The 12,144-nt window shown below is 71.3% G+C and carries 9 protein-coding genes and 1 rRNA gene; 5 read left to right on the top strand and 5 right to left on the bottom strand.

Annotated elements, in window-relative coordinates:
* Window positions 1-83: ribosomal RNA gene (rrf, locus tag ACIA73_RS41600) — 5S ribosomal RNA — on the top strand; the annotation flags it as partial.
* A gap of 109 nt (window positions 84-192) precedes the next feature.
* Here the strand turns inward: rrf and ACIA73_RS41605 are convergent.
* The 5 genes from ACIA73_RS41605 to ACIA73_RS41625 are packed head-to-tail and all read right to left on the bottom strand — an operon-like array spanning window position 193 to window position 5,736.
* Complete coding sequence (locus ACIA73_RS41605) at window positions 193-1,503, bottom strand: DUF58 domain-containing protein (RefSeq protein WP_399444223.1); 1,311 nt, start codon at window positions 1,501-1,503, stop codon at window positions 193-195.
* Window positions 1,504-1,513: 10 nt separating this feature from the next.
* Window positions 1,514-2,524, bottom strand: a complete 1,011-nt coding sequence (locus ACIA73_RS41610) for an AAA family ATPase (protein ID WP_399444224.1) — start codon at window positions 2,522-2,524, stop codon at window positions 1,514-1,516.
* Complete coding sequence (locus ACIA73_RS41615) at window positions 2,521-3,732, bottom strand: DUF4350 domain-containing protein (RefSeq protein WP_399444225.1); 1,212 nt, start codon at window positions 3,730-3,732, stop codon at window positions 2,521-2,523. The genes ACIA73_RS41610 and ACIA73_RS41615 overlap by 4 nt, the downstream gene beginning before the upstream one ends.
* Window positions 3,729-4,418 carry a DUF4129 domain-containing protein gene (locus ACIA73_RS41620; RefSeq protein WP_399444229.1) on the bottom strand — a complete coding sequence of 230 codons (690 nt, stop codon included), beginning with the start codon at window positions 4,416-4,418 and terminating at the stop codon, window positions 3,729-3,731. Before ACIA73_RS41620 ends, ACIA73_RS41615 begins: the two co-directional genes overlap by 4 nt.
* A 13-nt stretch (window positions 4,419-4,431) precedes the next feature.
* Window positions 4,432-5,736 carry a glycerophosphoryl diester phosphodiesterase membrane domain-containing protein gene (locus ACIA73_RS41625; RefSeq protein WP_399444226.1) on the bottom strand — a complete coding sequence of 435 codons (1,305 nt, stop codon included), beginning with the start codon at window positions 5,734-5,736 and terminating at the stop codon, window positions 4,432-4,434.
* A gap of 149 nt (window positions 5,737-5,885) precedes the next feature.
* On the opposite strand from ACIA73_RS41625, the gene mtnA reads away from it, so the two are divergent.
* From mtnA to ACIA73_RS41645, 4 genes are all read left to right on the top strand, one after another.
* Window positions 5,886-7,031, top strand: coding sequence for an S-methyl-5-thioribose-1-phosphate isomerase (gene mtnA / locus ACIA73_RS41630; RefSeq protein ID WP_399444227.1), 1,146 nt, complete (start codon window positions 5,886-5,888; stop codon window positions 7,029-7,031).
* A 15-nt stretch (window positions 7,032-7,046) separates the two neighbouring features.
* Complete coding sequence (gene mtrA / locus ACIA73_RS41635) at window positions 7,047-7,724, top strand: two-component system response regulator MtrA (RefSeq protein ID WP_005486885.1); 678 nt, start codon at window positions 7,047-7,049, stop codon at window positions 7,722-7,724.
* Window position 7,725: 1 nt separating this feature from the next.
* Window positions 7,726-9,930 (top strand): MtrAB system histidine kinase MtrB, encoded by a 2,205-nt coding sequence (gene mtrB / locus ACIA73_RS41640; protein ID WP_399444228.1) that lies wholly within the window; start codon window positions 7,726-7,728, stop codon window positions 9,928-9,930.
* 172 nt (window positions 9,931-10,102) lie between these two features.
* Window positions 10,103-11,905 (top strand): LpqB family beta-propeller domain-containing protein, encoded by a 1,803-nt coding sequence (locus ACIA73_RS41645; RefSeq protein ID WP_399444230.1) that lies wholly within the window; start codon window positions 10,103-10,105, stop codon window positions 11,903-11,905.
* The last annotated feature ends 239 nt before the right edge of the window (window positions 11,906-12,144 follow it).

Genomic DNA, 12,144 nt, shown 5'->3' on the forward strand with positions numbered 1-12,144 from the left:
ACATTCCGAACCCGGAAGCTAAGCCTTTCAGCGCCGATGGTACTGCAGGGGGGACCCTGTGGGAGAGTAGGACGCCGCCGAACAATTATTGTGGGGAAGCCCCGCACCAGGTAACTGGTGCGGGGCTTTTCTGCGTTTACAGCGATGTTTTCTTCGCTCTGCAGGCGAGTGCATTGCGGGAGAAGGGACTGGTCAGAGTCGACCGGCGGCTTTGAGGGAGAGATAGGCGTCGGCGAGGGCGGGCGCGAGATTCTCGGGGGTTGCGTCGACGACTGTCACTCCGTGGCGTTGGAGCTTTTCGGCAGTAAGGCGGCGCTGAGCTTGGGTCTGGGTGCCTGCGGCGGCGTCGTAAACGGCATGCAGGGAGCCTCTGGCCTTGGCCATCTCTGCGATTCGAGGGTCGGCCACGGAGGCGACAAGGACCGTATGACGCTGGGTGAGTTGAGGGAGGACCGGAAGGAGTTCTTCTTCCACGGGGGCGGTTTCGAGGTTGGTGAAGAGAACGATCAAGGAGCGGCGGGGGGCGTTCTTCAGCGCGGCGGACGTCATGCCGCGGGCGTCGCTCTCGATCAGCTCGGGTTCGAGTGGGGCCATGGCATTCACCAGGGCAGGCAGGAGTTCTCCGGCAGACCTGCCCCGTACCTGAGCACGTGTGTGGCGGTCGTGTGCCAGGAGGTCGACACGGTCGCCGGCGCGCGAGGCGAGTGCGGCGAGGAGCAGAGCGGCGTCCATGGACGCATCAAGGCGGGGGACGTCGCCAACCCGGCCCGCGGAGGTCCGGCCGGTGTCAAGGACGAGCAGGATGTGGCGGTCTCGTTCGGGGCGCCAGGTGCGGACAGCGACAGTGTTCTGGCGGGCGGTGGCGCGCCAGTCGATGGAGCGGGTGTCGTCTCCTGGCACGTACTCGCGGAGGCTGTCGAACTCGGTGCCCTCGCCTCGTGTCAACACGCTGGTCCGGCCGTCGAGTTCGCGTAGCCGGGCCAACTTCGAAGGCAGGTGCTTGCGGCTGGTGAAGGGCGGCAGGACGCGGACCGTCCAAGGTACGTGGTGGCCGGCCTGACGTGCGGCCAGGCCGAGGGGGCCGTACGAACGGACGGTGATCCGCTGAGCATCCCGATCACCGCGGCGGGTGGGCCTCAACTTCGTGGTCAGGCGGCGGCGTTCGCCGGCCGGGACGGTCACCTTGTGGCGGGAGGCGCCGAACTCGGTGCCGGAGAGCCAGCTGCTGGGCGGCCATGCGTCGCGGAGGTCGGCGCGCAGGCTGCGGGGCGAGGAATTGGTGACGGTCAGTTCGACCGAGGCGATTTCACCGAGTCGAACGGATGTGTCACCAGTTCGAGTGAATTGGAGCTTTCGCACTGGTGCGGCCAGGGCGTAGTCGCACATGATTGCGAGTGTGAGGGGCGCGTTGATCGCGAGGATTCCCGACCAGCTCGGCGCGAGGATGCCGACCGGGAGGGAGCCGAGGGCGGCGAGCAGCGCGGCTCGTCCAGTGAGTGCCATGGGTGTCGTCTCAGCGGGGGACGGGGACGTGGGCGAGAACGGCGGTGATGACGGAGTCGGCAGTGACTCCTTCCATCTCGGCCTCGGGCCGGAGCTGGATGCGGTGGCGAAGCGTAGGCAGCGCCAGGGCTTTCAAATCGTCGGGGGTGACGTAGTCCCTGCCGGTGAGCCAGGCCCAGGCGCGGGCGGTGGAGAGCAAGGCGGTGGCGCCTCGCGGGGAGACGCCGAGAGTCAGGGAGGGGGAATCACGGGTAGCACGGCAGATATCGACGACATAGCCGGTGATCTCGGGTGACACCGAGGTCCTGGCGACCGCGGACCGGGCGGCTTCCAGGTCGGCGGGGCCGGCGACGGGGCGTACGCCCGCTGCTTTCAGGTCCCGGGGGTCGAAGCCATCCGCGTGGCGGGTCAGGACGGCGATCTCGTCCTGGCGGTTGGGGAGGGGGACGGTGAGTTTGAGGAGGAAGCGGTCCAGCTGGGCTTCCGGGAGGGGATACGTGCCCTCGTACTCGACCGGGTTCTGGGTGGCGGCGACAAGGAAGGGGTCGGGGAGGAGGCGGGGGACGCCATCGACGGTGACCTGGCGTTCCTCCATCGCTTCGAGCAGGGAGGACTGGGTCTTGGGAGGAGTGCGGTTGATTTCGTCGGCGAGGAGGAGGTTGGTGAAGACGGGGCCCGGCTGGAAGGAGAACTCGGAGCTGCGGGAGTCGTAGACCAGGGAACCGGTGACATCGCTCGGCATCAGGTCGGGGGTGAACTGGACGCGCTTGGTGTCGAGTTCGAGGGAGGCGGCCAGGGCGCGTACCAGGAGGGTCTTCGCCACGCCGGGGACTCCTTCGAGGAGGACGTGGCCGCGGCAGAGGAGGGCGACGACGAGGCCGGTGACCGCCGGGTCCTGGCCGACCACGGCCTTGGCGATCTCGGAGCGCAGGGCTTCGAGAGAGGCGCGGGCGCTGGCGGCGGTCTCGGCCGAGGGGACGGTCGGTGTCTCGGTGGGGGTCTCTGCGGGCTGGGCGCTCATGAGGCGCGGACCTCTCTTTCGAGGGCGTCGAGTTCGTCTGCCAGGCGGATGAGGCCGGCATCCTGGGGTGGAGTGGGGCCGAAGAGAAGGGCGTTGAGGTCTCTGGTGGTGTCGGGGAGGCGGGCGGAGAGGGCAGTGAGGAGGGCGTCGGGGGAGTCGGAGTGGACCGCGGGGACGCCGGTGAGGGAGGAGAGCCGGAGGCGGGTGGCGGCGCGCAGGGTTGCGGCCGCGCGGTCGCGGGCGTGGGACTTGAGGTAGAGGCGGGCGCGGCCTTCGGTGGTTTCGGAGGCGCGGATGGCAACGGGGAGCCGCTCGGTCACCAGGGGGCCGAGACGGCGGGCGCGCCAGATGGCTGCGAGTACGGCGGCCAGGGCGAGTTGGAGTGTTCCCCAGAGCCAGCCGGGCGGGATGTGGGAGAGGAAGCCGCTCGTGGCGTCGGGGGTGTCGCCGTCGGAGTTGGTGCCTTCGGTGGCGGAGGGGTCGGTGAGGGAGGGGAGGTACCAGACGAGTTGGGGCCGGGAGCCTAGGAGCTGGACGGCCAGCGAGGCGTTGCCCTGTTGGGTGAGGTGCTCGTTCTGGAGGAGGTTGGCGGCGCCGAGGAGGACGGTGTCGCCGCCGGAGGGGGTGGTGAGACGGAGGAGGGAGGGGCGGCCGTCGGCGGGGTAGCAGGCGTCGTGGGAGGCGGTGGTGGAGTAGCGGAGGCCTCCGAGGTCGGCTCGGCCGGCGGTAGCTGCGGCGGGCAGGGCGCAGCCGGGTTCGCGGGCGGCGACGGGGGAGTTGGGGGGTTCGGGCCGTACCCCCGGGGCGAGGGTATGGAGGGAGGGAGGGCCTGGGGCGACGAGGACGGTGCGGCCGCCGGATGAGGTGGTGGCGGTGTGGAGCTCGCGTTGTTGGGAGGGCGTGAGGAGGTTCGGGGAGGCGACGAGGAGGGTGGTTTCGGGGCCGGTGGCGGTGGTGGCCTCGGCGAGGGTGGTGACGACGCGGGTGGAGACGCCGCGGTCCTTGAGGAGTTCGGCCACGGCGTGGCTGCCGTTGCGGTCGAACGAGCGCGGGTCGAGGTGGCCGTGCTGCTTGTTGGACTGGAGGAGGGCGATGACGAGGCCCGCGAGGGCGAGGATGCCGAGGACGAGGAGTATGCCTCGGGAGCGCGTCCAGACCTGGTGGGGAGTGGTGGAAACCAGGGTGGGGTGAGGTGGCGTGGTGGTCATTCGGTGGCTCCGCCCGGGGAGGAAGTGCCGGTGAGGGAGGGCTTGGCGGTGATGAGGGAGAGGTCGAGGTCGCGGAGGTGGAGGTACGCGGCTTCGTCGGCGGTGCGGTCGCCGTATGTGACGTCGTCGAAAGAGCGGGCGGCGGTGCGCAGGCGGTCGGCGTGGGCAGGCAGGGAGCGGCCCGCCTCCGCGGCGGCTTCGTCGGCGGTGCGGCCGGGGCGGGGGTCGAGGACGGTGCGTTCTTCGAGGGCGCGAACGAGGGCGCGCATCCGTTCCTGGACGGCGGGGTTCCAGCGGTGGGCGGCGGCGTGGGCCTCGGCGGCGGTGCGGTGTTCGGCGGCGCTGCGTGGGCGGTCTCCGAACAGGGCGTCCGGGGAGGCGGGGGTGCGGCGCGGAGCGCCCAGGCGCCACCACAGGGCGGCGATCAGGAGGACGATCACCAGGGCCAGGACGATCACGCCGAGGGGGCCTCCGGGGGTTGCACCGGAGGCCGCGTCGAAGAGGCCGCCGACCCAGTCCCAGAAGCGGTCGAGGGCGCGCTGGAGGAGGTTGGGGTCGTTCTCGTGGTACCTCGGGTCGGACAGTTCGCGCTCGGCGGCCTCGCGGGCCGGGACGCGTGGAGTGTCCACGGGCACGTCGCCGTCGGCGCGTACCCGTGGCCAGGTCGTGGCAGTGGCCCCCGTCACTGTCACGGACGCGTCAGCTCCCTGGGGTGGGGTGGGTGGGCTGCTCCGTGCCGTAGTCCGAAAGGCCGGCGGCGCGGGCGAGGTCCAGGTCGAGGGCCTCGCGGCGAATGCGCTGGTCGATGTAGAGGAGGACCGTCACGCCGGCGGAGATCGGGTAGGTGATGGCCATGGCGATGACCGCGCCGATGCCGGTGATGATCAGGAAGCCCCAGCCGAACTCAGGGGCGGAGCCCTTGAGGAGGTTGCTGATGCCTTCGCCGTCGACGAGGAAAGCGATGAACGAGAACAGCATCGAGATGATGAGCGACACCAGGCCGGTCAGCAGCATGGTGAGCAGGGTGATGCCGAAGATCCGCCACCAGGAGCCCTGCACCAGCTTGGCCGAGCGGCGCAGCGCCTGACCGATGGTCTGTCGTTCCAGCATCAGAGCGGGGGAGGCGAGGGAGAAGCGGATCAGCAGCCAGACCATGACGACGAATCCGGCGAGCCCGCCGAGGGCCGCGAGCGCCGCTCCGCCGCCGGAACCGAGCAGCAGGCCGGGCAGCACGCCCACCGTCATGACCACGCAGGCACCCACGGCAAGCAACAGGGTGAGCCCGAGCAGCTGTGCCAGCCGGGGCTTCGCCTCCTGCCAGGCGTCGGCGAGCGTCACCGGCCGGCCCAGTACGGAACGGCTGACCACCACGGTGAGCAGCGCCGTCGTGAAGAGGGTGCCGACCAGGGTGATCGCCAGGGTCGGGCCCATGCTGAGCAGGGAGTTCTGCATCTCGTCGACGGCCTGGCGCAGGGCCTCGGCGTTGTTTGCGCTCGGGTCGATGGCGAGCGGCTCGGGAAGCAGATAGTGCTGGATGAGGGTGTTGGCCACCTGGATGAGTACGGCGACGGTGACCGTGATGCCCAGCACCGTGCGCCAGTGGGCGCGCATGGTGGAGACCGCGCCGTCCAGGATGTCGCCGACGCCGAGCGGGCGCAGCGGAACCACTCCGGGCTTGGCCGCGGGCGGCGGGCCGCCCCAGCCTCCGGGGCCCGGAGCGCCCCAGCCGCCACCCTGCTGGGGGCCGTGGCCGCCGTGCTGGGGTCCGTAACCGCCCTGCCCGTATCCGCCCTGCCCGGGCGGGGTCTGGGCGTAGCTGCGCGGGGGAGGGGTGCTCGGGGCGGACCACTGGGCCGCGGGGGGCTGCTCCTTCGACCACTTCGAATCGGGTGCCTGGTCGGCGGGTTCAGCGGGTCCAGTGGGTTCGGCAGATCCGGAGTTCTCCGGGGGGCGGTCGTCGGAGGGGGCGGGTCCGGGCGAGGCCCAGCCCGGAGAGTCGTTCATCGTCGCTCCTTCACGGTGCCCGACCCCGGGTGCGGGGGCAGGTTGCCAGCAATCGTGCCATGGGGGGAGCGCAGGTGGACCGGCCCCCGGGGTTCCTTGTCGCTCTTGGCACCTTCATTTGTCGGGGCGGTACGGGGCAGACTGGGCGGATGGCTGATCAGGACGCACACAGCACGGTGGGCGCATCGGCGCTCGCACGGCCCTCGCTGCGATGGGAGGAGCCGCCCGAAGGACCGGTGCTGGTGCTCCTCGACCAGACCCGGCTGCCGATGGAGGAAGTGGAACTGGTCTGTACCGATGTGCCTGCGCTGGTGCAGGCGATACGGACGCTCGCCGTACGGGGAGCTCCGCTGCTCGGCATCGCGGGGGCGTACGGGGTGGCGCTCGCCGCCCGGCGCGGGTTCGACGTCGAGGGGGCGGCGGCGGAGCTGGCGGCGGCGCGGCCCACCGCGGTCAATCTCGGGTACGGGGTGCGGTGGGCGAGCCAGGCCCATCGGGCGGCGCTGGAGAAGGGGGCCGGTGAAGAGGGGGCCGCCGCTGCCGCGCTGGAGGCGGCCAGGGAGCTGCACCGGACGGACGCCGCGGCCAGTGTGGCGATGGCGGGGCACGGGCTGGCACTGCTGGACGAGCTGCTGCCCGGCGGGAGCCACCGCATCCTGACCCACTGCAACACCGGGGCGCTGGTCTCCGGTGGCGAGGGCACCGCGTTCGCGGTGGCCCTGGCGGCGCACCGGGCCGGCCAGCTGCGGCGGCTGTGGGTGGACGAGACGCGGCCGCTGTTGCAGGGAGCGCGGCTCACCGCTTACGAGGCGGCGCGGCACGGGATGGCGTACACCCTGCTCACGGACAACGCGGCGGGCTCACTGTTCTCGGCGGGCGAGGTGGACGCGGTGCTGATCGGGGCGGACCGGATCGCGGCCGACGGGTCGGTGGCGAACAAGGTGGGGAGCTACCCGCTGGCGGTGCTGGCGAAGTACCACCATGTGCCGTTCCTCGTGGTGGCGCCGCTGACCACGGTGGATCTGGACACCGCGGAGGGGTCGGACATCGAGGTGGAGCAGCGGCCCGGACTGGAGGTGACCGAATTCACCGGGGGGCTCTCGGCGGCGGGAGCCGAGGGAGGTGGCGGGATCCCGGTCGCGCCGCTGGGAACCCAGGCGTACAACCCCGCTTTCGATGTGACGCCGCCCGAACTGGTGACGGCGATCGTCACCGAGGAGGGGGTCGTCTCACCGGTGACGGGGTCCTCGCTGGCCGAGCTGTGTGCCAGGTCACGACAGGCAACGATGAGCTAATGGGATGATGGCTTAATGAAGGGACGCGTCCTTGTCGTCGACGACGACACCGCACTGGCCGAGATGCTCGGCATTGTGTTGCGTGGAGAAGGTTTTGAGCCGTCGTTCGTAGCGGACGGCGACAAGGCACTTGCGGCATTCAGGGAGGCCAAGCCGGACCTGGTGTTGCTGGATCTCATGCTGCCCGGACGGGACGGCATCGAAGTCTGCCGTCTGATCCGGGCCGAGTCCGGAGTGCCGATCGTGATGCTTACGGCGAAGAGCGACACCGTCGATGTGGTGGTCGGGCTGGAGTCCGGCGCCGACGACTACATCGTCAAGCCGTTCAAGCCCAAGGAGCTCGTCGCCCGTATCCGGGCGAGGCTGAGGAGGTCGGAGGAGCCCGCACCGGAGCAGCTGGCCATTGGTGACCTGGTCATCGATGTCGCCGGTCATTCGGTGAAGCGGGAGGGGCAGTCGATCGCGCTGACCCCGCTGGAGTTCGACCTGCTGGTCGCGCTCGCCCGCAAGCCCTGGCAGGTGTTCACCCGCGAGGTGCTGCTGGAGCAGGTCTGGGGGTACCGCCACGCCGCGGACACCCGGCTGGTCAATGTCCATGTCCAGCGACTGCGTTCCAAGGTCGAGAAGGATCCGGAGCGCCCGGAGATCGTCGTGACCGTGCGCGGCGTCGGCTACAAGGCCGGACCGAGCTGACATGAAGCGAGGCAGTGCTGCTCCGAGGCCCGGGGAGCCGGGCGGCCGGACGGAGCGGCCTGCCGGAGGCGAACGTCCGGCTGGTGGCCGGTCGGCCGGTGGTCGTCCTGCCGGTGGCGAGCGGGGTCCTTCCAGGTTCAACCGGTTGCTCCAGGGCGGCCGGCTGCTCCAGGACGCGGCGCCCGGTGGGCCCGTGCTGCGCCTGGTCGTGCGGCTGGTGCGGCGTCCGCTGCTGCCCGCCCTGCGGCTGTGGCGGCGGAACATCCAGCTCAGGGTGGTCGCGGCGACCCTGCTGATGTCGCTCGGAGTGGTGCTGCTGCTCGGCTTCGTGGTGATCAGTGCCGTACGCAACGGCCTGCTGAACTCCAAGGTGGAGGCGGCCCAGAATCAGGCCCGGGGCGGTTTCTCGGTGGCCCAGGAGCGGGCCAGTACCCCTGTCGCCCCCGGTGGCACCGACGGTGACACCGAGGACAGGAGGGCGGCGCGCAACGCCGCGAACTGGCGCTCCGACCTGGTGGAACTGCTCGCCAGCGGTGGCCAGAAGGCCTTCAACGTGGTGGCACTGAGCTCCGCGTCCGACGAGGAGACGACCCAGCCCGGACCGCGTGCCTCCGGTGGGGTGGACCCCCTGGAGAGCGTGCCCCAGGAGCTGCGGACCGCCGTGGACCGGGGCGCCGAGGCCTCCCAGACGTACGTACGCATCGTGTACAACAACGACGCCCAGCCGTCCGAGCCCGGCCTGATCGTGGGCAAGCGGCTCAATGACGTGAGCGGGCAGCCGTACCAGCTCTACTACCTCTTCCCGCTGTCGCAGGAGGAGGCCTCCCTCAAGGTCGTCACCAACACGCTGACGACCGCGGGACTGTTCGTGGTGGTGCTGCTCGGGGCGATCGCCTGGCTGGTGGTGCGGCAGGTGGTCACCCCCGTGCGGATGGCGGCCGGGGTGGCCGAGCGGCTGTCCGCGGGCCGGCTCCAGGAACGTATGAAGGTCACCGGCGAGGACGACATCGCGCGGCTCGGCGAGGCCTTCAACAAGATGGCGCAGAACCTCCAGCTGAAGATCCAGCAGCTGGAGGACCTGTCGCGGATGCAGCGCCGGTTCGTCTCGGATGTGTCGCACGAGCTGCGGACGCCGCTGACGACGGTGCGGATGGCGGCCGATGTCATCCACGACGCGAAGAGTGACTTCGACCCGGTGACCGAGCGGTCGGCCGAGCTGCTGGTGGGGCAGATCGACCGGTTCGAGTCGCTGCTCGCGGACCTGCTGGAGATCAGCCGGTTCGACGCGGGCGCGGCGGCGCTGGAGGCCGAGCCGATAGACCTGCGTGAGGTGGTACGCCGGGTGATCGACGCCGCCGAGCCGCTGGCCGAGCGGAAGGGCACCGTGATCCGGGTCGTCGGGGACGAGCAGTCCGTGGTGGTCGAGGCGGACGCCCGAAGGGTCGAGCGGGTGCTGCGCAATCTGGTCGTCAACGCCGTGGAGCACGGCGAGGGGCGGGACGTGGTGGTACGCCTCGGCGCCGCGGGCGGTGCGGTGGCCATCGCCGTGCGGGACTACGGCGTCGGTCTGAAGCCGGGCGAGGCGACCCGGGTGTTCAGCCGGTTCTGGCGGGCCGATCCGGCGCGGGCCAGGACGACGGGCGGTACCGGGCTCGGGCTGTCGATCGCGGTCGAGGACGCCAGGCTGCACGGCGGGTGGCTGCAGGCGTGGGGCGAGCCGGGCGGCGGATCGCAGTTCCGGCTGACGCTGCCGCGCACGGTCGACGAGCCGTTGCGCGGGTCGCCGATACCGCTGGAACCGGAGGACTCGCGGCGGGCACGTGCGCGGGCGGCGAGTGCGGCCGGTGGGGAGCCGGAGGGCAGTACCCGGCTGGCCACCGTTCCCGTACAGCCTTCGGGAGAACGGCGGACCGGTCCGATCACGCCGCCGCGCGCCACGGCCATACCCGCCGACCCCACGGCGCTGCCGGGCAACGGCGCCAGGGTGGTGTCCCGGCGGACGGGGGAGGAGCCGCAGGGCGGGAGCGGTGACGCGGAGGGCGGTGCGGCCGGGGGTGGCAGGGCGGCCGGTGCTGTTCGAGCGGCCGACCGAGGCAGTGGGACCGATGGTGGCAGTGGGACCGGCAGTGGCAGTGGGACCGATGGTGTCGGCGTCGGCCGTGCACCGCAGGACAGGGACCGGGAGGACACCGCGCGTGGGCGTTGAGCGTCGGGGTGGCGGCAGTGGGAGCCACAGCAGCCGGGACAGTGATGAACGGGGCAGCGAGGGCCCTGCCGGGCGTGCGGGCGGTGCACGCCGTGTCCGACGGGGGCTCGGCCGGAAGGTGGCGGCGCTGCTGGCGAGTGGGCTGCTGCTGGCCGCGGCGGGCTGCGGGTCGATGCCCGATCACGGCGACGTAAAGGAAGTGAAGTCGTCGCAGCGGGTCGACTCGCAGGTACGGGTGTACAGCGTGCCGCCCCGTTCCGGAGCCCGGCCCGAGGAGATCGTCGACGGGTTCCTGGAGGCGATGACCAGTGACGACCCCGGGTTCGACACCGCGCGCAAATACCTGACCAAGGGTGCGTCGAAGCGGTGGAATCCCGGGTCGGTCACCACGGTGCTGGCCGTCGCGCCCGCCCGGGTGGAGACCTCCCGCCACAACGGAACCGTGCCCGGCTACTCGCTGTCCGGGCAGCAGATCGCCTATCTCAACGAGCAGAACGCCTTCCAGGCCGAGGCGAAACCGTACGACCAGTCGCTGCGCCTGATCCGGGAGAAGAACCCGGACGGCAAGGGCGGCAAGGACGGCAAGGACGAGGCCGGCGAGTGGCGGATCGACACCCCGCCGCCGGGGCTGCTGCTCGGCGAGTCGGACTTCCAGCGGATCTTCCGGCCCGTCAACAAGTACTACTTCGCCCCGAGTTCGGCGACGGACGACTCCGGGCAGCGGTGGCTGGTCGCCGATCCGGTGTACGTACGCAAGCGGACGGACCCGCAGACCCGCCTCGACCCGGTGGCGCAGGCGGTCAAGGCGCTTCTCGACGGGCCTTCCAACTGGCTGAAGCCGGTGGTCAATTCGAGCTTCCCGACCAGGGCGTCGCTCAAGGAGGGCGTCAAGTCGCTCACCTTCGGTGATCACAATTCGCTCAAGGTGCCGCTCAGTGCCAAGGGTGCCAACGTCAGTCAGAAGATCTGCCGCGACATGGCGGCCCAACTGCTCTTCACCCTGCGGGATCTGACGGCCACTTCGCGGATAGACCAGGTGGAGATCCAGAACGAGGACCTGTCCTCGCTCTGCGTGCTGAGCGGTGACGCGGCCGGCGGGTATGCGCCGGACAGTGCGCTGCGCACACCCTCCTACCAGTACTTCCTGGACGGCAAGCAGCGGCTGGTGCAGATGCGCAGCAACGCGGAGCGCGACGAGGCGGTGCCGGTTCCCGGGGCGCTCGGGGACTCGTTGCACCTGCGGTCGGCCGCGGTGTCGCGCGACGAGCGGAACGTGGCGGGCGTGGCGGTCGACGGCTACCACCTGTACGTCGCGCCGATCGCGGCGGACAGCAGGCACAGCACGCCGTACACCAGCGCCTTCAAGGACAGGAGTGCGCTGTCCGCCCCGAGTTGGGACGGGCGGGGCGACCTGTGGGTCGCGGACCGGGACCCGAGGAACCGGCGCGTGCTGCGGATGGTGGAGGGCGTGGGCGAGCCGCAGAAGGTGAAGATCGACGAGCTCGGCGACGGGTACGTCGAATCGCTGCGGGTGTCGGCCGACGGGGTGCGGGCGGCGCTGCTGGTGGTCGACGGCAAGGGCAAGGACGCGCGTACGACGCTGAAGGTCGGGCGGGTGGAGCGGGGTGGCACGCAGGAGCGGCCCGAGGTGCGGATCGCCGGCCTGCGGTCTGCGGCACCGCAGATGGAGCAGGTGACGGCGATGTCCTGGGCGGGGCCGAGCAGGATGGTCGTGGTGGGGCGGGAGGCCGGTGGGGTGCAGCAGATGAGGTATGTCCAGACGGACGGGTCGACTTCTGCGGCGGGGCTGTTGCCGGGGGCGAATCAGGTGACGGCGGTGGCTTCGTCGGACACGGAGCAGTTGCCTCTGCTGGCGCAGTCGCAGGAGGACGGGATTGTGCGGCTGCCGTTGGGGGCGAATTGGAAGACGGTGGTTTCGGAGGGGAAGGGGTCTTTGCCGTTCTATCCGGGGTGAGGGTGGTTTGGGGTGGGGGTGCGGGGGTGTCGGTGGGCCGGTGGGGGTGACCGGGAGTGGGGTGGGCCGGGGGCGGGTGGGGTGGCGACTCCGTGGGGGGCCGCCCCCTTGCCCGCCCGTTCCGCCCCCGGGGGGCGGCCCCGCCGCCCAAGCGGGCTGGGGTAACGCGGGGAGGGGCGGGGGCGCGCCCCCCCCCGCCCGGCGGGGGGGGGGGGGGGGGGGGGGGGGCCGGTGCGGGC

Source organism: Streptomyces sp. NPDC051561, assembly GCF_044454195.1.
Taxonomy (GTDB): domain Bacteria; phylum Actinomycetota; class Actinomycetes; order Streptomycetales; family Streptomycetaceae; genus Streptomyces.